The 23,868-nt window shown below is 66.3% G+C and carries 19 protein-coding genes; 11 read left to right on the plus strand and 8 right to left on the minus strand.

What is annotated here, in order from left to right; genetic code table 11:
- Together lptG and lptF are read right to left on the minus strand one after the other, a co-directional pair.
- Entirely contained in the window at nt 1–1,098 is a 1,098-nt protein-coding gene (gene lptG, locus E5A73_RS00325; RefSeq protein ID WP_135961825.1) for an LPS export ABC transporter permease LptG, read from the minus strand.
- Nucleotides 1,095–2,297 carry an LPS export ABC transporter permease LptF gene (gene lptF, locus E5A73_RS00330; RefSeq protein ID WP_206366343.1) on the minus strand — a complete coding sequence of 401 codons (1,203 nt, stop codon included), beginning with the start codon at nt 2,295–2,297 and terminating at the stop codon, nt 1,095–1,097. The genes lptG and lptF overlap by 4 nt, the downstream gene beginning before the upstream one ends.
- Before the next feature lie 156 nt (nt 2,298–2,453).
- Between lptF and obgE the strand changes: the two genes are divergently transcribed.
- The 4 genes from obgE to E5A73_RS00350 are packed head-to-tail and all read left to right on the plus strand — an operon-like array spanning nt 2,454 to nt 6,158.
- Nucleotides 2,454–3,503, plus strand: coding sequence for a GTPase ObgE (gene obgE, locus E5A73_RS00335; protein WP_135961826.1), 1,050 nt, complete (start codon nt 2,454–2,456; stop codon nt 3,501–3,503).
- Nucleotides 3,504–3,545: 42 nt separating this feature from the next.
- Nucleotides 3,546–4,109 (plus strand): Uma2 family endonuclease, encoded by a 564-nt coding sequence (locus E5A73_RS00340; RefSeq protein ID WP_135961827.1) that lies wholly within the window; start codon nt 3,546–3,548, stop codon nt 4,107–4,109.
- A gap of 36 nt (nt 4,110–4,145) precedes the next feature.
- Nucleotides 4,146–5,252, plus strand: coding sequence for a glutamate 5-kinase (proB, locus tag E5A73_RS00345; protein ID WP_135961828.1), 1,107 nt, complete (start codon nt 4,146–4,148; stop codon nt 5,250–5,252).
- Complete coding sequence (locus E5A73_RS00350; protein ID WP_135961829.1) at nt 5,253–6,158, plus strand: NAD-dependent epimerase/dehydratase family protein; 906 nt, start codon at nt 5,253–5,255, stop codon at nt 6,156–6,158.
- 42 nt (nt 6,159–6,200) lie between these two features.
- Here the strand turns inward: E5A73_RS00350 and E5A73_RS00355 are convergent, their stop codons facing one another.
- Nucleotides 6,201–6,794 carry an NADPH-dependent FMN reductase gene (locus E5A73_RS00355; RefSeq protein ID WP_135961830.1) on the minus strand — a complete coding sequence of 198 codons (594 nt, stop codon included), beginning with the start codon at nt 6,792–6,794 and terminating at the stop codon, nt 6,201–6,203.
- A gap of 74 nt (nt 6,795–6,868) precedes the next feature.
- On the opposite strand from E5A73_RS00355, the gene E5A73_RS00360 reads away from it, so the two are divergent.
- Nucleotides 6,869–7,264, plus strand: a complete 396-nt coding sequence (locus E5A73_RS00360) for a winged helix-turn-helix transcriptional regulator (RefSeq protein ID WP_135961831.1) — start codon at nt 6,869–6,871, stop codon at nt 7,262–7,264.
- Nucleotides 7,265–7,788: 524 nt separating this feature from the next.
- Here E5A73_RS00360 and E5A73_RS00365 read toward each other — a convergent pair.
- Complete coding sequence (locus tag E5A73_RS00365; protein WP_135961832.1) at nt 7,789–9,411, minus strand: NAD(P)/FAD-dependent oxidoreductase; 1,623 nt, start codon at nt 9,409–9,411, stop codon at nt 7,789–7,791.
- A gap of 63 nt (nt 9,412–9,474) precedes the next feature.
- Here E5A73_RS00365 and E5A73_RS00370 point away from each other — a divergent pair, with 63 nt between their 5' ends.
- The 3 genes from E5A73_RS00370 (at nt 9,475) to E5A73_RS00380 (ending at nt 18,668) form a co-directional block, all read left to right on the plus strand.
- On the plus strand, nt 9,475–11,019 hold the full coding sequence (locus E5A73_RS00370; RefSeq protein ID WP_135961833.1) for a hypothetical protein: 1,545 nt from the start codon (nt 9,475–9,477) through the stop codon (nt 11,017–11,019).
- A gap of 199 nt (nt 11,020–11,218) precedes the next feature.
- Nucleotides 11,219–16,603, plus strand: coding sequence for a HAMP domain-containing protein (locus E5A73_RS00375; RefSeq protein WP_240699933.1), 5,385 nt, complete (start codon nt 11,219–11,221; stop codon nt 16,601–16,603).
- Between the two features lie 7 nt (nt 16,604–16,610).
- Nucleotides 16,611–18,668 (plus strand): response regulator, encoded by a 2,058-nt coding sequence (locus E5A73_RS00380; protein ID WP_135961835.1) that lies wholly within the window; start codon nt 16,611–16,613, stop codon nt 18,666–18,668.
- Between the two features lie 33 nt (nt 18,669–18,701).
- On the opposite strand, the gene E5A73_RS00385 is transcribed toward E5A73_RS00380, so the two are convergent.
- Nucleotides 18,702–19,481, minus strand: a complete 780-nt coding sequence (locus E5A73_RS00385) for an SDR family NAD(P)-dependent oxidoreductase (protein WP_135961836.1) — start codon at nt 19,479–19,481, stop codon at nt 18,702–18,704.
- A gap of 84 nt (nt 19,482–19,565) precedes the next feature.
- On the opposite strand from E5A73_RS00385, the gene modA reads away from it, so the two are divergent.
- The 3 genes from modA to E5A73_RS00400 are packed head-to-tail and all read left to right on the plus strand — an operon-like array spanning nt 19,566 to nt 21,613.
- Nucleotides 19,566–20,321, plus strand: a complete 756-nt coding sequence (gene modA / locus E5A73_RS00390; protein ID WP_135961837.1) for a molybdate ABC transporter substrate-binding protein — start codon at nt 19,566–19,568, stop codon at nt 20,319–20,321.
- 1 nt (nt 20,322) lies between these two features.
- On the plus strand, nt 20,323–21,012 hold the full coding sequence (modB, locus tag E5A73_RS00395; protein WP_135961838.1) for a molybdate ABC transporter permease subunit: 690 nt from the start codon (nt 20,323–20,325) through the stop codon (nt 21,010–21,012).
- The gene (locus E5A73_RS00400; RefSeq protein WP_135961839.1) at nt 21,002–21,613 is read left to right on the plus strand and encodes an ATP-binding cassette domain-containing protein; all 612 of its coding nucleotides are present in this window, start codon (nt 21,002–21,004) and stop codon (nt 21,611–21,613) included. Before modB ends, E5A73_RS00400 begins: the two co-directional genes overlap by 11 nt.
- Before the next feature lie 38 nt (nt 21,614–21,651).
- On the opposite strand, the gene E5A73_RS00405 is transcribed toward E5A73_RS00400, so the two are convergent.
- From E5A73_RS00405 to E5A73_RS00415, 3 genes are read right to left on the minus strand one after another with little or no spacing between them, the layout of a single operon-like run.
- Nucleotides 21,652–22,515, minus strand: a complete 864-nt coding sequence (locus E5A73_RS00405) for a 2-dehydropantoate 2-reductase (protein WP_135961840.1) — start codon at nt 22,513–22,515, stop codon at nt 21,652–21,654.
- Entirely contained in the window at nt 22,515–23,021 is a 507-nt protein-coding gene (locus tag E5A73_RS00410; RefSeq protein WP_135961841.1) for a DUF1993 domain-containing protein, read from the minus strand. The genes E5A73_RS00405 and E5A73_RS00410 overlap by 1 nt, the downstream gene beginning before the upstream one ends.
- Before the next feature lie 33 nt (nt 23,022–23,054).
- Nucleotides 23,055–23,714 carry an HAD family hydrolase gene (locus E5A73_RS00415; RefSeq protein WP_135961842.1) on the minus strand — a complete coding sequence of 220 codons (660 nt, stop codon included), beginning with the start codon at nt 23,712–23,714 and terminating at the stop codon, nt 23,055–23,057.
- Nucleotides 23,715–23,868 lie beyond the last annotated feature (154 nt).

Below are 23,868 nucleotides of genomic sequence, written 5' to 3' on the forward strand. Positions count from 1 at the left end.
CTATTCCTCGGTCCTGAGCAACACCGCTTCGCCGATCATCAGGAACAGCAGGAACGGCGCCCAGGCGGCGAGGAAGGGCGGGTAGGCGCCGAGATTGCCCATCGCCAGCGCGAAATTGTCGGAGACGAAATAGAGGAAGCCCAGCGCCATCCCGATCACGGCCCGGACGAACAACTTGCCTGAGCGCGCGATTCCGAACGCCGCGACTGCCCCCAGCAAGGGCATCAGCACCGAAGAGAGCGGCCCCGAGAGCTTGTGCCACAAGGAGCCTTCGAGCGCCTTGGTCGGCCGGCCGGCGAGCTTGAGGTCGCCGATCACTTCGCGCAGCGCGCCGAAGGACAACCCGTCGGCGGTGATGGAGCTCAGCGTAAACTGGTCGGGCCGCACGCCCTCGGCGATGCGCACTGGGGCAAGTGGGGTGATCGTGCCTGCGGCGACGTCGAAGCGCTGGGCGCCGTCGACGCGCCAGCCTATGCCGTCGCGCACGCCGTGCTTCGCAGTGAGGATCGCGCGAAGCGACCGGCCACTGCGCTCGTACACGCTGATGCCGTAGAGCTGCGCGGCGTCGCCCTTGCCGCGGATCTGGTCGACCGAGATCAGGTTGCTGCCGTCCTTTATCCAGACGTTCGCACGATCGCCGCGGTCGACGGGGAGCGGGCCATAGTCGACCTTCTTCCACTGTTCGAGCGTCGACGTGGCACGCGCGACGATGCGGTCGTTGAACGCGAACGACAAGGTGGCCACGCCGAACGCGGCGAGCAGCAGCGGCGCCAGCACCTGATGTGCCGACAGCCCAGAGGCCTTCATCGCAATGACTTCGCTGTTCTGGTTGAGCTGCGACAGCGCGAGGATCGTGCCGAGCAGCACCGCAAAGGGCAGGAACGTCGCGATGATCTGGGGCGTGCGCAGGCCGATATAGCGCAGGACCTCGGCATCGCCGTTGCCGGCATAGGCCATGATCTTTCCCGATTCGCTGAGCAGGTCGAGCGACTGCAGGATGAGCACCAGCCCCGCCAATATGGCGAAGGTGCGCACCAGGAACATCTTGCCCATGTAGAGCGACACCGTGCGCGACGGGAAGAAATTGACCAGGTTCATGCCGGGATCTCGGTGGTCTTGCGGCGGCGGCCGGGCAAGCGCCGGCGGATCGCGCTCCATGCCTTGGCGAACGCCTTCTCGAGTGCGCCAATCGGCTGGCCTCCGGGGACATAGGCGACGGTATGGTACATCCAGATCACCAGCCCGGCGAAGAACGCGAACGGCACCCACATCGCGATGATAGGGTCGATGTGGCCGAGGCTGCCGATGGCCTGCGCATATTCGTTCACCTTGTGATAGGTGACGATCATCACGATCGACAGGAACACGCCGAGCGCCGAAGTCGAGCGCTTGGGCGGGATCCCCAGCGCGGCGGCGAGCATCGGCAGCAGAAACATCGATACGACTTCGGCCAGCCGGAAGTGGAAGGCGGCGCGGCTGGTGGTGCGCTGCACGTCGGTCACTTCGTGGCTCTTGCCAAGCACCGCGAGTTCGGGAAGCGTGCGCTCGAGGCTCTTGTCGCCGCGCTTGCGGAACTGCTCGTATTTGGGGAGCGGGATCGGCAGATTGTGCGTGTCGAACGTTAGAACGCGCGGGATCGCCGAACCCTTGGCGGTGTGAACCAGCGTGCCTTTGGTCAGCCTGAAGATGATCGTGTTGGGATCGTCGGCGCGGAGGAACTGGCCCTTCTCGGCGGTCACCGCGACCGGGCCCTCCTTGGTGGTCATCCGCACGAAGATGCCCGAGAGATCGCGGCCCTCATTGGCGCTGCTCTCGATGCGGAGCGTCATCTGGCTGCCGAAATTGGTGAATTCGCCGACCTTGATCGACGCGCCGAGCGCGCCCGTGCGCAGTTCGAAGCGGAGCTGCTCGTAATTGTAGCGAGCGCGCGGCTGGACATAGCCGACGATGACCAGGTTCAGGATCGCCAGCGCGATCGCGTACATATAGGGCACGCGCAGCAGCCGGGTGTAGCTGATCCCCACCGCGCGCAGCACGTCTAGTTCGGACGAAGTGGCGAGGCGGCGAAAGGCGAGCAGGCAGCCGAGCATCAGCCCGATCGGAATGCCGAGCCCGAGATATTCGGGAAGCAGATTGGCGAGCATCCGCCACACGACGCTGACCGGTCCGCCTTCGGTCGCGACGAAGTCGAACAGGCGCAGCATGCGGTCGAGCACCAGCAGCATCGCCGAAATCAACAGCGTCGAGATCAGCGGAACCGCGATCAGCCGCGTCATGTAGCGATCGATCGAATTCATGCGGTGCGGCGGTCGCCTGTCCTGTTGTTGCCGACGCGAGGCGCGCCGCTCAGTAAAGCAAGAGCCTATACTCGCGGTTCCGATGTGCGCCACCCCGAAACGACGGATCGCCTGTCATGGGGTGACGGATGGCCGGCATGGTCTATAGGGACCGCTATGCATTTTCTCGATCAGGCAAAGATTTTCGTGCGCTCGGGCGGCGGCGGCCCCGGTGCGGTCAGCTTCCGGCGCGAAAAGTTCATGGAATATGGCGGACCCGACGGCGGCAATGGCGGTAAGGGCGGCGACATCATCTTCGAAGCGGTGGCGGGGCTCAATACGCTGATCGACTTCCGCTACACCCAGCATTTCCGGGCGCCGCGCGGCCATGGCGGCTCGGGCGCGAACCGCACCGGCGGGGGCGGCGACGATCTGGTGATCAAGGTGCCGGTCGGCACCCAGGTTCTCGCTGACGATGACGAGCGGACGCTGCTCGCGGATCTCACCAAGATCGGCCAGCGCGTCGTCTTCCTGCGCGGCGGCGATGGCGGGCGCGGCAATGCCAGCTACAAGACCTCGACCAACCGCGCCCCGCGTCAGCACGGCACCGGCTGGCCTTATGAAGAGGCCTGGGTGTGGCTGCGGCTCAAGCTGCTCGCCGATGCCGGGCTGGTCGGGCTGCCCAACGCCGGCAAGTCGACCTTCATCAACCAGGTCACCAATGCCCAGGCCAAGGTCGGCGCTTATGCCTTCACCACCCTTCGGCCGCAGCTCGGCGTGGTGCGCCACAAGCAGCGCGAATTCGTCGTCGCCGACATTCCCGGGCTGATCGAAGGCGCCGCCGAAGGTGCGGGGGTCGGCGACCGCTTCCTCGGCCATATCGAGCGCTGCCAGGTGTTGCTCCATCTCGTCGACGCCAACGACAAGGACGTCGCCGAGAGCTATCGCATCGTCCGCGACGAGCTGGAGAATTACGGCGCGGGGCTGACCGACAAGCGAGTCATCGTCGCGCTCAACAAGATCGACACGCTCGACGACGAACTGATCGCCGCGCTCTCGGCCGAGCTCGAGGAGGCCAGCGGCGGCGAAGTGATCCCGATCTCCGGCGCGAGCGGAGTCGGCGTCGACTGGGCGCTCGACAAGTTGCTCGAGGCGATCGGCGCCGAGGCGGGCGCGGTGAGCGACGACGACGAAGGCGGGGATGCGATCGAGTGGTCGCCGGTTTAGACCTTCTGGTCTGCCCTTACGGGCCGTGTTAGATAAGCCCGCATGCGCCATGATCCTGCCTATCGAGCAATCACTGCGGACGAATTCCTAGAAATCGATTTTGGAACCGACAAGAAGTTCGAGCTTCACGATGGCGTGATCTACATGATGACAGGCGGCACGCACGAGCATTCGTGGGTCCAGGGCAATATATTCTCGTGGCTCAAGATCAGGCTTCGTGGCAGTGGTTGTCGCCCGCACGGCTCGGATATGGCTGTCAAGGTGAGCGAGACCGACGTTCGCTATCCGGACGTCGCGATCTATTGCAACCAGCCTTCCGTCGAGGATCTGATGGGCAGCAAGGTGCTCGATAACCCCACCGTGATCATCGAGGTTCTGTCGCAAAGCACCAGCACGGTCGATCAGGGCACCAAACTTGACGAATATCAGGCGCTGGCAAGCGTTCAGACGATTGCATTTGTTGATCCCGTTAACGAACTGTGCCGGACGCGCGAGCGGTTGGTGCAAGGCGGCTGGCATGACCAGATGTTCTCCGGCGAGCGCGGCATCCCGATCCCGACTCTGGGCTTCACCATCCCTCACGAAGAAATCTTCGCGCGCGACTGATTGGCGCGGGCGTTGCGCCACGCTAAGCCGCGCGGCATGCATCTCTTCCCCCCCGCTACCTGCCCCCGGCTGATCGTCAAGATCGGCTCGGCGCTGCTCGTCGGTCCCGACGGCGGCGTGCGGCGGGAATGGCTCGCGGGGATCGCGGCGGACATCGCCGAGCGCGTCCGCGCCGGGCAGCAGGTTGCAATGGTGTCGTCGGGAGCGATTGCGCTGGGTGCGCGGCGGCTTGGTCTTGCCAAGGGAGGCCGCGCCAGCCTCGAGGATGCCCAGGCGGCGGCAGCGGTCGGGCAGATCGCGCTCAGCCAGGTGTGGGCAGAGATGCTAGGCGCCGAAGGGCTGACCGCGGCGCAGATCCTCGTCACGCTCGACGATCTCGAGCATCGCCGGCGCTATCTCAACGCCGCGGCGACGCTGGATCGGCTGCTCGGGCTCGGCGTGGTCCCGGTGCTCAACGAGAATGACAGCGTCGCCACCGAGGAGATCCGCTTCGGCGATAATGACCGGCTCGCGGCGCGGGTGGCGCAGGCGGCGGGCGCGCAGGGCGTCGTATTGCTGTCCGACGTCGACGGGCTCTACGACCGCAACCCGGCCTTGCCCGGCGCGCAGCATATCGCGCGGATCGAGCGGATCGATGCCGCGGTCGAGGCGATGGCGGACACGGGCTCGGCCTCGGGCATGGGCTCGGGCGGGATGGTCTCCAAGATCCAGGCGGCGCGAATCGCCAACGCCGCCGGGGCGCATCTCATTATTGCTTCGGGTAGAGTCGAGCGGCCCTTGTCGACAGGCGCGAGGCACACGCTGTTCGTCGCCGAAAAGGCGGCGCCTGCCCGCAAGGCCTGGCTGGCGGGCGGGCTCACGGCACGCGGCACGATCCATGTCGACGCGGGTGCGGCGCGGGCACTGGTCGGCGGCAAGAGTCTGCTCGCGGCGGGCGCGGCGCGCGTCGAAGGCGATTTCGCGCGCGGCGATCTGGTGGCGATCGCCGGGCCCGATGGTCGGACGCTTGCGCGCGGGCTCGCCGAATATCCCGCCGAGGATGCAGCCCGGCTGGTTGGCCGGCGCAGCGACGAACATGCCGATATCCTGGGCTATGCGCCGCGCTCGACGTTGGTCCATCGCAGCCACATGGCGCTGCTCTAGATGGCCATTCTCGCCATCACCGGCGGCACGGGCTTCGTCGGAACGCGCCTGATCGCACTGGCGACCGGTGCGGGGCACGACGTGCGCGCGCTCACCCGGCGGGAGCAGGCGCCGCGTGCCCGTATCGAATGGGTGGCGGGCGATCTCGGCAACGGCGCGGCGCTCGCGCGGCTTTGCGCCGGCGCCGACGCCGTGATCCACGTCGCCGGCGTGGTCAACGCGCCCGATCGCGCAGGCTTCGTCACCGGCAACATCCACGGCACCCGCGACATCCTCGCCGCTGCCGAGAATGCGGGCGTCCGGCGCTTCGTCCATGTCTCGTCGCTCGCGGCGCGCGAGCCCGGCATGTCCGATTACGGCTGGTCCAAGGCCGAGGCCGAGCACTTGGTCGAAGAGTCGCTGCTCGACACGATCGTGGTGCGCCCGCCGGCGATATACGGCCCCGGCGACATGGAGATGCTCGAGCTGTTCAAGCTGGCGAAGAAGGGCATCGCGTTGCTGCCGCCGGGCGGGCGGCTCTCGGTGATCGAAGTCGGCGATCTCGGCCGGCTGCTGCTCGCGCTGACCGGCGGCAACAATTCCGGCCGCTCGTTCGATTGCGACGACGGCCGCGAGAATGGCTGGGCGCACAAGGAATTCGGGCTGGCGATCGGTGCCGCGATCGGCAAGCGAGTCGCCGCGATCGCGCTGCCGCGCCCGCTGATGATGGCCGGCGCGCATCTCGATCGACTGGTGCGCGGCAAGGGCGCCAAGCTGACCCCCGATCGTGTCGCCTATTTCTGCCACGAGGATTGGGTGATCAACGCCGCGCGCCGCCCGCCGGCGGATGTCTGGAAACCGCAAGTCGAGACCAATGCCGGCCTCGCGGCGACCGCTGCCTGGTATCGCGAGCAAGGCCTGCTGTGATCACGGACGTGCAGCAGCGATGCTGCACGTCCGAGTCTCAAGTCAGGCGTCGGCTGCCTTGGCGGCGATCGTCGCTTTGGCCCACCAGAGCAATTCGTCCAGCGCGGTCTTGGTGGACGGCAGCAGGCTGGCTTCGACTTCCTCGATCGGCTTGTTCCCGAATGCCGGATGCACTGCCATGAAGTCGCCGCCACCGATATGGATCGTCGCGTGGGTCGAGACCATCTGCAGCTCGATGCCGATCATGCGCAGATGCTCGACGGCGCGCACCGCCCCGGTCCCGCCATAGCCGATCGCAGTGAACGGCTTGCGGATCCACTCCTTATAGGCCTGGTCGAGCGCGTTCTTGAGCGCGCCGGTGATCGAATGGTTATATTCGGCGACCACGAAGATGAAGCCGTCGAAGCGGGCGATCGTCTCCTGCCAGCGGACCGCCTCGGGGTTCTGGCTGGGCAGCCAGAGATTCGAAGCCACCTCGTCGAACAAGGGCAACGGATGATCGCGCAGATCGACGACCTCGACATCGAGATCGCCGCGGGCCTGCGCCTGCGCCAGGATCCACTGCGTCGGCGCATCGGCATAACGGGTAGGGCGAGTCGAACCGACGATAATTGCAATGCGGGGCTTAGCAGTCATGGTAACCTCGTGTATGTTGGTTTCTCGAGGTAACCTGATTACTAGGTGTTGCCTCAGCCCAACAAGGAGGCACCTTGGCGACACTAGATAACCCCGTGGATACCGCCTGCGCCGGGGATAGCGCGCGCTGTGAGCATATCAGCCGTCTGCTTGCGCGGATCAGCGACAAATGGTCGATGCTGGTGGTGCGCGTGCTCGGGCAGGGGCCGCGCCGCTTCAACGCACTGCGCCGCGACGTGGGCGAGATCAGCCAGAAGGTTCTCGCGTCGACGCTGCGCGATCTCGAGGAGAACGGCTTCGTCTCGCGCACGGTGACCCCGGTGACGCCGCCGCAGGTCGAATATGCGCTGACCGATCTGGGCCGCGATTTTCTGCAGCCGGTGCAGACGCTGGCCGAATGGGTGCTCGCCAATTCGCCGCGGATGGACACGGCGCGGATCGAATATGCCGCGCGCCGGGCACTGGATTAGGTTGCGGACTCGGATGGGAGCCGCGCGCGTCTTGCGGACGGAAAGTCACACCAGGGTCACACTGTCGCGCATGTTCGAGCGACGAACGGGCCATGCCGGAATTTAAAAAGGTCCGGCCCGGACGCGCTTGGATTTTGGTCGGGTCCATAGTGTCAAAGAGCGGCCGCCTGATGGTAGCGCATCGATATCAGCAGGCGAAATCCTACATTGCAAGAGCTAGTCCGACTTGGATTGCGAACCCATTCAAGCATCTGATTTAGCTGATCTATAACCAGATGTCTTTTCCGCGAAAGCGGTATTCATCTTCGCCGCCCGCTGCAAATACAGCCGTCGTAACTCTGGAACGTCGGGGAGATGGATCCCCGCTTTCGCGGGGATGACGGTGGGGGGCTCGACTGGAGTCGATTCCATTCAAGTTGAAGCAGGTCAGTTCCCCTGCGAACGCAGTAGCCCAGAGCGCACCGCTCGTGATCCTGGACCCCTGCTTTCGCAGGGGAACAAGAATCAGCCCAAATGAAACAGACCTAGCCTGCCATGATGCTCCGCGCGACGGCCTCCGCCGTCTTGATTCCGTCGATCGCCGCCGAAAGAATGCCGCCGGCATAGCCCGCGCCTTCGCCCGCCGGGAACAGCCGCGCGACGTTGAGGCTCTGAAAGTCCGCCCCGCGGGTGATCCGCACCGGCGAGGACGTGCGAGTCTCGACGCCGGTCATCACGGCATCGGGGTGGTCGTAATTGGCGATCTGGCGGCCGAACACCGGCAGCGCCTCGCGAAACGCCTCGATCGCATAGTCGGGCAGGCATTGCGTCAGATCGGTCATCGTCACCCCAGGCTTGTACGACGGGACGACTTCGCCGAGCTCGGTGGAAGCACGCCCGGCGAGCATGTCGCCGACCTTCTGTCCCGGAGCGTGGTAATTCGAGCCGCCCGCGACGAAGGCGAGGTCTTCCCAATGCCGCTGGAGTTCGATCCCGGCGAGCGGGCCGCCCGGATAGTCGCGCGCCGGGTCGATCGCCACGACCAGCCCCGAATTGGCATTGAATTCGGCGCGCGAATATTGGCTCATCCCGTTGGTGACGACGCGGCCTTCCTCCGAAGTCGCCGCGACCACGCGTCCGCCCGGGCACATGCAGAAGCTGTAGACGGTGCGGCCGTTCGCGCAGTGATGCGCGAGGCTGTACGCGGCGGGGCCGAGGTCGGGATGTCCCGCGCATTTGCCGAAGCGCGCGCGGTCGATCCAGCTCTGCGGATGCTCGATGCGCACGCCGATCGAGAACGGCTTGGCCTCGAGATGCACTCCGCGGCGGTGAAGCATCTCGAAAGTCGGCCGCGCGCTGTGGCCCACCGCCAAAACGACATGATCGGCCTCGAGAAAACTGCCGTCGTGGAGGTGCAGCCCGCGCAGACCTTGCTTGCCGTCGGGCAGGCGCTCGAGTTCCACATCGTCGACGCGCGTCTCCCAGCGATATTCGCCGCCGAGTTCCTCGATCGTGCGGCGCATGCTCTCGACCATGGTGACGAGGCGGAAGGTGCCAATATGCGGGTGCGCCTCCCACAGGATGTCGTCGGGCGCGCCGGCGCGCACGAACTCTTCGAGCACTTTGCGGCCGAGGAAACGCGGATCCTTGACCCGGCAATAGAGCTTGCCGTCCGAGAATGTGCCCGCGCCGCCCTCGCCGAACTGGACGTTCGAGTCCGGGTTGAGCTCGCCGCGGCGCCACAGCCCCCAGGTGTCCTTGGTCCGCTGGCGCACCACCTTGCCGCGATCGAGGATGATCGGGCGGAACCCCATCTGGGCGAGGATCAGCCCGGCGAACAGTCCGCACGGTCCTGCGCCGATCACCACGGGCCGCAGGCCGTTCCAATCGGCGGGCGCCTGAGTCGCGAACTTGTACGTCATGTCCGGCGTCGGCTTCAGGTCCTTGTCGCCGGAAAGCCGCGCCAGCACCGTCGCCTCGTCGGTCAGCTCGACATCCACCGTATAGACCAGTTGAATCGCATTGCGCCGCCGCGCGTCGTTGCCGCGGCGATAGATCGAGAAGCGCACAAGATCGGTCGGCTCGATGCCCAGCCGCCAGGCGATCGCCGCGGGCAGCGCCTCGGGTTCATGATCGAGCGGCAGATAGAGTCCGGAGAGTCGCAGCATGGCAAGCCCCTAACCGCTTGCGCCCGATGCCGCCAGCAGGCGCGGCCGTCCTACAATGAGAGGATGTGGACCGCACCGATCAAGCTCATCATCTGGGATCTCGACGACACGCTGTGGCGCGGCACGCTCGCCGACGGCGATCCTATAGCGCTCCTCGCGCATCGCGCCGAGCTGGTCCGCGGGTTCAACGCGCGCGGCGTGGTTTCGTCGATCTGTTCGAAGAACGATCTGGCGACGGCGAAAGCGGCGCTCATCGGGCACGGGCTATGGGACGAATTCGTCTTCCCGCACATCGACTTCACGCCAAAGCCCGCGGCGATCCAGGCGATCATCGAGGACATGCAGCTCCGCCCCGCGAACGTGCTGTTCGTCGACGACAATGCGCTGAACCTCGCCGAGGTGCGCCATTGCCTGCCCGAGATCCAGACGCTCGACATCACCCGCGCCGATGCCGATGACCAGCTCGCCGGGCTGCTCGCGCTGCAGACCGGTGCCCGCAGCCGCCTCGACGATTATCGCCTGCTCGAGCGCAAGAAGCGCGACCGCGTGGCGGCAGGGACGGTGTCGAACGAGGATTTCCTGCGCGGTTGCGGGATCCGCGCCTGCGCGCCCTATCTGATGGACAATCTCGACTTCGCCCCGCGCATCGTGGAGCTGATCAATCGTTCGAACCAGCTCAACTATAGCGGCTCGCGGGTCGAGCAGGCGGATCTCCTAAGCGACGTGATGGACGTTGTCGGCTTCGACAGCTGGTCGATCTTCGCCTGGGACGATTACGGGCGCTACGGGCTGGTCGGCTTCGTCATGGTAGACCGCGCGGCCGAGCGGCTGAAGCATTTCACTTTCTCGTGCCGCGTCATGCACATGGGCGTCGAGGAATATGCGCTCGGCAAGGTGCGCGAGCATTGGCCGGCGATCGATACCAGCGCCTGGGACAGCCGCTTCGGCCGCACCGTGCCCGACTGGATCGAGGATTGCAGCTTTCACGACCCCGAGGTGCGCGGCCAGCTCTTCGCCGAACAGCTGCCGACGGTGGCGGCCGAACCTGCGATCCGGATCATGTTCGATTGCCAATCGGGCGGGATCGCGCATTTCAGCCGCTTCCGCCCGGCGATCGAATTCGATAATCACCCGCGCGTGTTCGCGCTGCGGATGATGACCGACGGCAGCCACGCGGACCAGCATTTCCCGCCTTTGCTGGTCTATGGCGCGACGGTCGACTATCTCGACGGGCGCTGGGGCGACCAATGGCATCTGCTCGACATCGGGCTCTATGAGACGTGCGTGATCCGCACCTGCATCTTCCTGATCGAGCGCGGTCTGCGGATGCTCGTGGTGCTGCCGCCCGAGGATGCGCCCGAGGACAAATATCGCCTCGGCCACAATCACAGCCCCGAGCGCACGCGGCATTTCAACGCGGTGTGGCGCAAGGCGGCGCGGGAGAACCCGGAAAACGTCTGGGTGCTCGATCTCGCGCATCTAATCGAACGCGACGACGAGATTGCCGACGTGACGCATTATCACGCCGGGCTGCTCAGCAAGATCGCCGGGCAAATGGATTGCTGGGTCGAGCAAGTCGCGCTCGGCGGCGCGGCCGAGGCTGCCTGACCGGCGGTCGGGACGTGCGCGTCGGCGCCATTTCCTCTGGTTTCGCGGCGCTTCCGGGCTATCGAGGCAAACCCCCACAACCCGCGCCAAATCCGTGCACGCGTTCACTTTTCCTACAGCAATGCTGTTGCTATGCAGGTGCCGGCCGGGGGGCCGTTCGGCGGCGTCGATCGTGCGGGATTCTTGCCAGGAGTGCCAGGTGACTGTCGAAATTACTCGCGACACCCTCGATCGCCGTCAACTCGTCGCCGCGCTCCGCAGCTTCCGCCGCGGCGACTTCAGCGTCCGCCTCCCCGATGACCTCCCGGGCACCGATGGCGAGATAGCGTCGCTGTTCAACGAAGTCGTCGCGATGGAAGAGGCGATGACCGCCGAATATGAGCGGCTGTCGCGCGTCGTCGGCAAGGAAGGCAAGATCACCCAGCGCGGCCATGTCCGCGGCGCCACCGGCGGCTGGGAAGCCAAGTTGCGCTCGGTCAACGAACTGATCGAGGACATGGTCCAGCCGACCGCCGAAGTCGCGCGAGTCATCGGCGCGGTGGCCAAGGGCGACCTGTCGCAGTCGATGACCGTCGAGATCGATGGCCGTCCGCTGCGGGGCGAATTCCTGCGGATCGGCAAGGTGGTGAACACCATGGTCGAGCAGCTCGCCTCGTTCGCCTCGGAAGTGACCCGAGTGGCGCGCGAAGTGGGCACCGAGGGCAAGCTCGGCGGCCAGGCGCGCGTGCGCGGCGTCGCCGGTACGTGGAAGGATCTGACCGACAACGTCAACGCGATGGCGACCAACCTCACGGGACAGGTGCGCAACATCGCCGAAGTGACCACCGCAGTGGCGTCGGGCGATTTGTCCAAGAAGATCACCGTCGAAGTGAAGGGCGAGATCCTCGAGCTCAAGAACACGATCAACACGATGGTGGATCAGCTCAATTCGTTCGCATCGGAAGTGACGCGCGTGGCGCGCGAAGTCGGCACCGAGGGGAAACTCGGCGGGCAGGCGCGCGTCGAGGGTGTCGCCGGCACGTGGAAGGATCTCACCGACAATGTGAACCTGATGGCCGACAATCTCACCGGTCAGGTGCGCAACATCGCCGAGGTTACCACTGCGGTGGCGTCGGGCGATTTGTCGAAGAAGATCACCGTCGACGTGAAGGGCGAGATTCTCGAGCTCAAGAACACGATCAACGTGATGGTCGATCAGCTCAACGGCTTCGCGTCGGAAGTGACGCGCGTGGCGCGCGAAGTGGGTACCGAGGGCAAGCTCGGCGGGCAGGCGCAGGTGCCGGGGGTGGCGGGCACTTGGAAGGATCTGACCGACAACGTCAACCTCATGGCCGACAATCTGACCGGCCAGGTGCGCAACATCGCCGAAGTGACCACTGCCGTGGCGTCGGGCGATCTGTCGAAGAAGATCACCGTCGACGTGAAGGGCGAGATCCTCGAGCTCAAGAACACGATCAACGTCATGGTCGATCAGCTCAACGGCTTCGCCTCGGAGGTGACGCGCGTGGCGCGCGAAGTGGGCACCGAGGGCAAGCTCGGCGGGCAGGCGCAGGTTCCCGGCGTCGGCGGCACGTGGAAAGATCTCACCGACAACGTCAATCTGATGGCGGCGAACCTCACCGGCCAGGTCCGCAACATCGCCGACGTGACCACCGCCGTGGCCAAGGGCGACCTTTCCAAGAAGATCACCGTCGAAGTGCGCGGCGAAATCCTCGAGCTGAAGAACACGATCAACGTGATGGTCGACCAGCTCAACGGCTTCGCCTCGGAGGTGACGCGCGTGGCGCGCGAAGTGGGCTCGGAGGGCAAGCTCGGCGGGCAGGCGCAGGTCGAAGGCGTCGCCGGCACGTGGAAGGATCTGACTGACAACGTCAATCTGATGGCGGGCAATCTCACCGGCCAGGTCCGCAACATCGCCGAGGTGACCACCGCGGTGGCGCGCGGCGACTTGTCCAAGAAGATCACCGTCGACGTGAAGGGCGAGATCCTCGAGCTCAAGAATACGATCAACACGATGGTCGATCAGCTCAACTCGTTCGCCTCGGAAGTGACTCGCGTGGCGCGCGAAGTCGGTTCGGAAGGCAAGCTCGGCGGGCAGGCGAAGGTCGAGGGCGTCGGCGGGACGTGGAAGGATCTGACCGACAACGTCAACGATCTCGCCGCGAACCTTACCGGCCAGGTGCGCAACATCGCCGACGTGACCACCGCCGTGGCGCTGGGCGACTTGTCGAAGAAGATCACGGTCGACGTGAAGGGCGAGATTCTCGAGCTCAAGAACACGATCAACACGATGGTGGATCAGCTCAACGGCTTCGCCTCCGAAGTGACGCGCGTGGCGCGCGAGGTCGGCACCGAAGGCAAATTAGGCGGGCAGGCGCAGGTGCGCGGCGTCGCCGGCACCTGGGCCGATCTCACCGACAACGTCAATCTGATGGCCGCGAACCTGACCGGCCAGGTTCGCAACATCGCCGACGTGACCACCGCGGTGGCGCGCGGCGATTTGTCGAAGAAGATCACCGTCGACGTGAAGGGCGAGATTCTTGAATTGAAGGACACCATCAACACGATGGTGGATCAGCTCAACGGCTTTGCATCGGAAGTGACGCGCGTGGCGCGCGAAGTGGGCACCGAGGGCAAGCTCGGCGGCCAGGCGCAGGTGCCCGGCGTCGGCGGCACGTGGAAGGATCTGACCGACAACGTCAATCTGATGGCGACCAACCTGACCAATCAGGTGCGTGGCATCGCCGACGTCGTCACCGCGGTGGCGCAGGGCAACCTCAAGCGCAAGCTGACGGTGGACGCCAAGGGCGAGATCGCCGCGCTGGCCGAGACGATCAACTTCATGATCGAGACGCTCGCGACCTTCGCCGACCAGGTGACCAACATGGCCCGCGAGGTCGGCATCGAAGGCAAGCTCGGCGGCCAGGCACGCGTACCGGGCGCCGCCGGCCTGTGGCGCGATCTCACCGATAACGTCAATCAGCTCGCGGCAAATCTCACCAACCAGGTTCGCTCGATCGCCGATGTGGCGACCGCGGTGACCAAGGGCGATCTTACCCGCTCGATCGCAGTGGAAGCCTCGGGCGAGATGGCCGCGCTGAAGGACAACATCAACGAGATGATCCGCAACCTCAAGGACCAGACCTTGAAGAATGCGGAGCAGGACTGGCTCAAGACCAACCTCGCGCGGTTCAGCCGCATGCTGCAGGGCGAGCGCGATCTCACCACCGTCTCGAACCTGATCATGTCCGAGCTCGCGCCGCTGGTGAACGCGCAATATGGCGTGTTCTACGTCACCACCCGCGAGGGCGACGATACCGTGCTCGAATTGGCGGCGAGCTATGGCGCCGAGAGCAAGGACGCGCTCAAGGCCAAGTTCGCGCTACGCGAAGGGCTGGTCGGCCAGGCCGCGGCGGACAAGCGCGCGATCGTGCTCGAGCATGTGCCGAGCGATTTCCTGCGCATCGGCTCGGGTCTCGGCCATGCCGCGCCGGCCAATGTCGCGATCCTGCCCGCCTTGTTCGAGGACGACGTCAAGGCAGTGATCGAGCTCGCCTCGTTCGGCGAGTTCAACGAGACGCACCAGAGCTTCCTCGACCAGCTGATGGAGTCGGTCGGCATCGTGCTCAACACCATCGCCGCGACGATGCGCACCGAGGGGCTGCTCAAGCAGTCGCAGCTGCTGACCCAGGAGCTGCAGGCGCGCCAGACCGAGCTGACCACCAAGCAGGAAGAGCTGCACAACACCAACGAGGAGCTGCAGGAAAAGGCGCAGCTGCTCGAGAATGAGAAGAAGCAGGTCGAAGCCAAGAATCTCGAGATCGAGATGGCGCGCCGCGCGCTCGAGGAGAAGGCCGAGCAGCTCGCGCTGACCTCCAAGTACAAGTCCGAATTCCTCGCCAATATGAGCCACGAGCTGCGCACGCCGCTAAACTCGCTGCTGATCCTGTCGAAGCTCTTGTCGGACAATCCGCAGGGCAACCTCAACGACAAGCAGGTCGAGTTCGCGCGGACGATCAACGGCGCCGGGTCGGATCTGCTCAACCTGATCAACGACATTCTCGATCTGTCGAAGATCGAGTCGGGCACGGTCTCGATCGAGATCGGCGAAATGCCGATGGCGGGGCTCAAGCAGCACATGGAGCGCACCTTCCGCCAGCTCGCGGCGGACAAGAGCCTCGACTTCATCGTCGAGTTCGATCCCGGCCTGCCGGCGGCGATCCGCACCGACGAGAAAAGGCTCCAGCAGGTCGTGCTCAACCTGCTGTCGAACGCGTTCAAATTCACTGCCAAGGGCAGCGTCACGCTCGCGTTGCGCGCCGCGACCAAGGGGTGGAGCACCAACCATCCGGTGCTGCGCGGCGTCGACACTGCGATCGAGATCGCCGTCACCGATACCGGCATCGGCATCCCGCAGGACAAGCAGAAGCTGATCTTCGAGGCGTTCCAGCAGGCCGACGGCACCACCAGCCGCAAATATGGCGGCACCGGGCTCGGCCTGTCGATCAGCCGCGAGATCGCGCGTCTGCTCGGCGGCGAACTGCAGGTGCGCTCGAAGCCGGGCGAGGGTTCGACCTTCACCCTGTTCGTGCCGCTGCAGGCGATCGCGCCCGCCCAGCTGGTCCAGACCGGCACGCCCGCGCGCTACGACAATAGCGGTGCGACGGTGCCGACTGCCTTGCCAGGTCCGTTCGATCTCAGCGACGATCGCGACAATCTGGCCGGCGAGCCGTTCGTGCTGATCGTCGAGGACGACCCCACCTTTGCCTCGATCCTGCTCGACATCGCGCGCGGCGCCGGGCTCAAGGGCGTGGTCTCCGGCGCCGGCGCGGGGACGCTGGCGATGGTGCGCAAGCTCCAGCCGCACGCGATCACGCTCGATCTCGGCCTGTCCGACATCGACGGTTTCGTGCTGCTCGACTTGCTCAAGCACGATCCGCAGACGCGGCACGTGCCGATCCACGTCATCTCGGGCGCCGACAAGGTCGGCAAGGCGATCGATCTCGGCGCGTTCGGGGTCACCGAAAAGCCGGCCGATCGCAATGCGCTGGTGGCGGTGTTCGAAGATCTCGCCAAGCGGGTTTCGGAGTCGCCCCAGGTCGTGGCGCTGGTTCCGGAACAGACCGATCAGGTCGTCCAGGCGGCGCGCGCGGTGCCCGAGCTTTCGGACACCAGGATCCTCATCGTCGACGACGACATCCGCAACATCTACTCGCTGACCAGCGTGCTCGAGAGCTATGGCGTCGAAGTGCTCCATGCCGAAGGCGGCAGGGACGGCATCGTCATCCTCGAGCAGACCCCGGGGATCGACATCGCATTGATCGACATCATGATGCCCGAAATGGACGGCTATGAGACGATGCAGCAGATCCGCAAGCGCCCCGAGCTCGCCGATCTGCCGCTGATCGCAGTGACCGCCAAGGCGATGAAGGGCGACCGGCAGAAATGCCTCGACGCCGGCGCTTCCGACTATATCGCCAAGCCCGTCGACATCGACTTGCTGCTGGCGTTGCTGCGGGTGTGGATCGGCCGGTCGCGCGACGCGGCGGCGGACGGCGGCCTGATCCTGGCAGAGCGGACCTGAGGTGCGAATGAGCGCGAAGATTCCGCCGCCCCGCACCGCGACGATCGCCGAGGCAACGCTGGTGACCGAACCCGAAGCCGCCGAAGATCGCGCCAAGGTGCTCGTCGTCGACGATGACGAGCGCAATTTGCTGGCGATCAAGCATGTGCTCGAAGACGTCGCCGACGTCGTTGTCGCCAATTCGGGCGAGGAGGCGCTGCGCCAGCTCCTCAAGACCGAATTCGCAGTGATCCTGCTCGACGTCTACATGCCGGGCATCGACGGTTACGAGACCGCGCAGATCATCCGCTCGCGCGAGCAGACCAAGCGCGTGCCGATCGTCTTCCTCTCGGCGGTCAACAAGGAGAGCCAGCATCTGCTGCGCGGCTATTCGATGGGCGCGGTCGATTATGTGTTCAAGCCGGTAGAGCCGGTGGTGATCCGCTCGAAGGTCGCGGTGTTCGTCGATCTGTACCTGATGCGGCGCGAAATCCAGCGCAAGGCGCGGCAGGAGCAGGCTTTGCTCGACGCCAATCTGCGCGCCAATGCCGAGCGTCTCCGCGTCGAGCAGGAACTCCGCCTCGCCGAGCAGCGCCAGGCGGCGATCATCGAATCGCTGCCGATCATCCTCTATCTCGAGGAAGTCGACGCCGATCCGCGGATTCCCAAGTTCGTCAGCGGCAATTTCCCCGCGCTCACCGGCTATGCCTTCGAGGACATCCAGGCCGCGCCGGGCCTGTGGGTCGAACGGCTGCATCCCGAGGACCGCGAACGCGCCGTCGAGGCGCTGGGCGCGCGCCGCTCGGGCCAGTCGCTGTCGGTCGAGTATCGCTGGCAGTGCGCCGATGGCCACTACAAGCACTTCCTCGACCAGGCAGTGCTGCTGCGCGATTCGTTCGGCAATCCGGTCGAGTTTGCCGGGACCTTGCTCGACGTGACCGATCGCAAGGAGCTCGAGAGTCAGCTCACCCAGGCACGCAAGATGGATGCGATCGGCCAGCTCACCGGCGGCATCGCGCACGACTTCAACAACCTGCTCGCCGCGGTGCTCGGCGGGCTGGGCATGATCGAGCGCCGCGTTCCGCTGACCGACGACCAGGCGAAGATCGTCGGCATGACTCGCCATGCGGCCGAGCAGGGGGCCGAGCTGGTCAAGCATCTGCTGGCCTTCGCGCGTCGCCAGAAGCTCGAGCCGGCCTCGATCCAGATCACGCGCCTGGCGCAATCGGTGACGAGCCTGCTCGCACACACTTTGGGCGGGATGGTCGAGCTCAAATGGGATCTCTCCGATCGACTGTCGCCGGTCTATGCCGATTCCGCGCAGCTCGAGCTCGCGGTGATGAACCTGATCATCAACGCACGCGATGCGATGCCCGAGGGCGGCGTGGTCACCGTCGTCGCGGAGGATCGCGAGATCGTCGAGCAAGTCGGCCGCACTGGCCTGCAGCCCGGCCACTATGTCGTGATCGGTGTCGGCGACACCGGCTGCGGAATCGCGCCCGAATTGATCCAGCAAGTGCTCGAACCCTTCTTCACCACCAAGCCGGTGGGCAAGGGCACCGGGCTCGGGCTCAGCATGGTCTACGGGTTTGCCCAGCAATCGGGCGGCGAAGTCCGCGTCGACAGCGAGCTCGGCAAGGGTACCAGCGTCGAAATCTGGCTGCCGCGTGCGCCGGAAACCACGACGGATATGGTTCTCGCAGTCCCGGACGAGTCCATGGATGCGACCGCGGCGCTGAATATCCTGCTGGTCGACGATCATGACGGCGTCCGCGCGACCACCGCGGCGCTGCTCGAGGATCTGGGGCACCATGTGATCCACGTCACCGAAGGGGTGCAGGCGCTCGAGCTGTTCCGGCAGGATCCGTCGGCGTTCGACTTGCTGATCACCGATTATGCGATGCCGCGCATGTCGGGCGCCGAACTGGTGCGGCAGGTCCGCGGCGATCACCCCGATTTTCCGGCGCTGATCATCACGGGCTACGCGCAGACCGATCTCAACGCCGCTGAAAGCCCCGACGTCCGCTTTCTCGCCAAGCCGTTCACGCCCGATCAGCTCAAGACTGCGCTGCGCGAACGCCGCTGAGGGTTCGAGGCGCAAGCCGCCGCGCGCGCGAACCTAATCCGCGCGCGCGAACTTCGTCACCAGCGCGTCGGGCAGCAACCGCGCTGCTGCGGCCTTGACCTTACCGGTCAGGGCAGGGGCGATGATATGGTCCTTGCCCTTGAGCATCGCTGCGTAGCCGGCACGGGCGACGGTCGCCGGGTCCGCCTTGGGCTCGCTGGCAGTCAGCGACTCGGGGTCGACCTTGGCGCGCTCGAAGAAGCCGCTCTCGGTCAGGTCGGGCATGAGCGCAGTGATCGTCACGCCGCTATCGGCAATCTCGTCGCGCACCGCCTCGGCGAAGTTGCGCAGGAACGCCTTGGTTCCCGAATAGACCGCGAGCCGCGGCGAAGGGCCGAGCGCTACCACCGACGAGGTGATCAGCACGCGCCCCGAGCCGCGCGCGACCATCGCCGGCAGGAACAGCTTCGCGGACTGGACAACCGACGTGATGTTCACTGCGATCGACTGGAGTTCGAGATAGAGGTCGCTCTGGCCGACGAAATCGCCCCAGGCGCCGGTGCCTGCGTTCAGGCATAGAAAATCGGGCAGGCCGGCGAACTTCTCGGTCTCGTGGAACAGCCTCGCGCCGCCATCGGGCGCGCCGAGATCGATCGACCAGGCGTCGACGTGCGGCGCGCCGGCGGCGCGGAGTTCGGCGGCGGCGCGATCGAGCTTGTCGCGGTCCTGCGCGACGATGATCAGCCGGTGACCGTCCTCGGCGAAGCAGCGCGCGAGCTCGAGGCCGATTCCGCTCGATCCGCCGGTTACCAGCGCCAGACCTGTCCGTGTCATGCAATATCCTCCGGCCTGCTCAACCCGCGGCGAGCGTCCGGGGTCCTTGCTCTCCGTGCCAGGCGTGCTTCATAGCAGCGCGCGATGATCGACCGGCGCCACTTCCTGATCGGCTTGGGCGCTGCGGCGATTGCAGGCCCGCGCGCGCATGCGGCACAGCGCGGGCCGCTGGTGCTTGCGGCGGCGAGCCTGCAGGAGTCGCTGAACACCGCGGCCGATGCCTGGGCGCGGCTCGGCCATGCCCGGCCGGTGCTCTCGTTCGCGGCGTCGTCCGCGCTGGCGCGGCAGGTCGCGGCCGGCGCTGCGGCGGACCTGTTCATTTCGGCCGACGAGCCGTGGATGGACGACGTTCAGCGCCGCGGGCTGATCGCGCCGGGGAGCCGTGCGAACCTCGTCGGCAACCGGCTGGTGGTGGTGCAACCGTCGACGGCGCCGGCTGCTGCAAACCTTCCGTTGTCGCGGTTGCTGGCGACGGGGCGCGTGGCGCTGGCCGATCCGGCTTCGGTGCCCGCCGGGCGGTACGCACAGGCTTCGCTGACGCGGCTCGGGCTATGGAAAGCGATCGCCCCGCGCGTGGTGCGCGGCGAGAATGTCCGTGCGGCGCTGGCGCTGGTCGAGCGCGGCGCGGCGGAATGGGGCGTGGTCTATGCCACCGATGCCCGCGCTTCGCAGCGCGTGCGCGCGGTGCGGATGCTGCCCGCGGCGAGCCACCCGCCGATCCGCTACCCGCTGGCGCGGCTGCGCACCGCGACCAGCCCGGACGCCGAGGAATTCCGCCGCTTCCTGCTGTCGGGGGCGGGCAGGGCAATCTTTGCGCGGTTCGGGTTCACAGCGCCTTGATATGCTGACCGCCGAGGAATGGGGGATCGTCGCGCTGTCGCTCAAGGTGGGCGGAGTGGCGGTGCTGGTCAGCCTGCCGCTGGCCTTCGGGCTGGCCTGGCTGCTCGCGCGCGGGCGCTTCCCTGGCAAGGTGCTGCTCGACGCGCTGGTCCATCTGCCGCTGGTGGTCCCGCCGGTGGTGACCGGTTGGCTGCTGCTGCTCGCGTTCGCGCCCGCCGGGCCGATCGGCAGCTGGCTGGCGAGCTGGTTCGGCGTGAGTGTGTTGTTCCGCTGGACCGGCGCCGCCGTTGCGGCGGGGGTGATGGCGCTGCCGCTGATGGTGCGCGCGATCCGGCTGTCGATCGAGAGTGTCGACCGGAGGCTCGAACAGGCGGCGCGGACGCTGGGCGCGGGGCGGTGGCGGACGTTCCGGACGGTGACCTTGCCGCTCAGCTTGCCGGGGGTGATTGCGGGCGTGGTTCTCGGCTTCGCTCGCGCGCTGGGCGAGTTCGGCGCCACCATCACCTTCGTCTCCAACGTGCCCGGCGAGACCCAGACCTTGCCGCTGGCGATCTATGCCGCGCTGCAGACCCCCGGCGGCGAGGCGCTGGTGCTGCGGCTGGCGGGAATATCGGTCCTGCTCTCGCTGGCGGCGCTGATCGTGTCGGAGCTGCTCGCGCGGCGCGCGGGGCGGGGGCTCCATGTCCTTTGACGTGCATATCGCCAAGCGGCTCGGCGAGACCGAGATCGCCTGCCGTATCGAGAGCGGCGACGGACTGACCGTGCTGTTCGGTCCCTCGGGCGTGGGCAAGACCAGCGTGCTGAACATGGTGGCGGGGCTGATCGAACCCGATCGCGGGCATGTTCGCGTCGGCGGCGAGGCGCTGTTCGAGGCTGCGCTCGGCGTGGACCTGCCCCCCGAGCAGCGCCGCGCAGGCTATGTCTTTCAGGAGCCGCGACTGTTCCCGCACCGGCGGGTGCGCGCCAATCTGCTCTATGGCTGGCGGGCAGGGGCCGGCGCGATCGACGTCGACGATACGATCGCCTTGCTCGGGCTCGCCGGGCTGCTCGATCGCTGGCCGCGGACGCTTTCAGGCGGCGAGGCGCGGCGGGTGGCGATCGGGCGGGCGCTGCTGTCGAACCCGCGTTTCCTGTTGCTCGACGAGCCGCTGTCGTCGCTCGATCGTGCGCGGCGGGAGGAAATTATGGGCCTGATCGAGCGATTGCGCGACGAACTCGCGCTGCCGATCCTGATGGTGACGCACGACCGCGGCGAAGCCGAGCGGCTGGCAACGCGGATCGTGGAGATCTGATCAGGAAGAAGGCGAGGCCGGGCTGTCGCTCTGAATCGCTAGCTTCTGCTCGCCGCCAACACCGCCGCCAATGCTTGGTTGAGCGGCGTCGGAATGCCATGCTTCTCCCCAAGCCGCACGATCACGCCGTTGCGTGCGTCGAGCTCCATCGGGCGGCCCGCGACGAAATCGGCGTGGAGCGAATTGACCGAGTCGGGATGCGCCTTGCGCGTCCATTCGACGACCTGGTCGACAAGCTTGTCGGGCAATGCCGCACCCTCGGCGCGGCCGACATGGATACATTCGCGCACCAGCGCGCGCATCACCTCCGCCACGCCTTCGTCATTGGCGACTTCGGCCGGGCGCCGGGTGATCGCGCTGACGATCCCCGAGCAGTTGATCGCGAGCTTGCGCCATGCCGCGGTGACGAAATCGGGTGTGGTCTCGGCGGCGATCACGGTGTCCGCGAACAGCGCGACAAACGCCGCGCCCGCAGCACCTTCGGGAACGAGGATCGTGCCGTCGCGGCGCTGGACGATGCGGCCGGGCGCGGTGCGCTCGGCGGGAAGATCGATGATCACCGGCACCGTCCGCTCGGGCGCCACCATCGGGAAGCGTTCGCGCTGCTCGACGCCGTTCTGGATCACCGCGAGCCGCGTGTCCGGACCCATCAACCCGGGCAGCCACGCCGCGGCGGCGGCGCAATCATAGGTCTTGGTCGTCGCCAGCACCCAGTCGACCGGCGCGGCGGTGGCTGGATCGGTGAGGATGCGCGGCGCCGCCCGGAGCGTGCGTCCCGGGGTCTCGATCTCGAGATCGGCGAGCGGCGAGCGGGCGCAGACCGTCACGTCGTGCGACTGGGCGAGCCAGGCGGCGAGCGTGCCGCCGATCGCGCCCGCGCCGATCACTGCGATCCGTGCCATCAGATGCCCCCCAGATAGTCCATCTTGCCGAGCGGAACGCCCTGCTGACGCAGGATTCCGTAGGCCGTGGTGACGTGGAAATAGAAATTGGGGAGTGCGAAGCCCTGGACGTAGCCCAGGCCTTTGAACTGGAAGCTGCGCGACGGCGTCTTGAGTTCGACATCTGCATCCTCACGGCCGTCGATCGCTTCGCGCGGGACCGAACTGAGGAAGTCGACCGTGGCGGCGATGCGCGCCTGGAGTTCGTCGAAGCTCGCTTCGGTATCGGGCATGGCGGGCGGCGCGATCGCAGAGAGCCGCGAGGCCGCGAATTTTGCGGCGTCGCTGGCGCGCTGGACCTGCGAGGCGAGGGGCGCCATGTCCGCATAGAGTCGCGCGGTGAGCAGATCGTCATGCGCGATGCCGTGTTCGTCGGCGTGCGCGCGTGCCTTTTCGAGGAACGCGGCCATTGCCTTGAAGCCGCGCTGGAAGACGGGGACCGTGAGGTCGTAGAGCTCGGTTGCCATGCGCGCGGCGATAGAGCCGCGACATGGGTTTGGCTAGCGGGCCAGCGGCGAGGCTTCGAAATCGTCGAGCAGCGCGGCCACATCGGCGTAGATTGCGATTGCGCCGGCCTCGCGGAGTTCGGATTCGGCGATCCCGCCCGAAAGGACGCCGATCGTACGCACGCCGCATCGGGCCGCGGCGAGCACGTCCCAGCGCGTGTCGCCTATCGCGATCGCCTGTTCGGGCGGTACCCCGGCTTGGCGAAGTGCGGCGGCGAAGATATCGGGATCGGGCTTGGAGCGTTCGACATCGTCGTTGCTGGTGGCGTCGTGAATCAGGCCGCGCACGCCAATCAAGTCGATATAATGATCGAGCTGCTCGCCGCTCGCCGAGGAGGCGAGCACCACCTTTGCCCCGGCGGCGTGGACGCGGGCGAGCAAGTCGTGCGCGTGGGGGAAGGGCCGGATCTGCTCGAGAAAGCGCTCGAAGATCGTGCCCTCTGCCTCGGCCAGCGCCTTCACTTGGTCCCGGGTGAGATCGGGAAGCAGCGTCGGCACCAGATTGTCGGCACCCTTGCCGATCTGGCCGCGGATCGCGTCGAGCGCGATCTGAAAGCCGGCCTCGTCAAAAGCCTGGTGCCATGCGCGGATGTGGAAGTCGTTGCTGTCGACGAGGGTTCCGTCGAGATCGAACAGAGTAGCTGCTATCGGCATGGGGACACGAATGATCGGCCGCGTGGATCGATCCCGCCGTGTCGCCGTTGGCCCCGCAAATAAAGCGATGCTGCGGACAAGCGTGGTCAGAGTATTTTCTAGACGATCATTGGGTACGGGCGAACTAACCTAGGTTTGGCGATGCGCTTGCACC

The sequence above is a fragment of the Sphingomonas gei genome (assembly GCF_004792685.1).
GTDB classification, from domain to species: Bacteria; Pseudomonadota; Alphaproteobacteria; order Sphingomonadales; family Sphingomonadaceae; genus Sphingomonas; species Sphingomonas gei.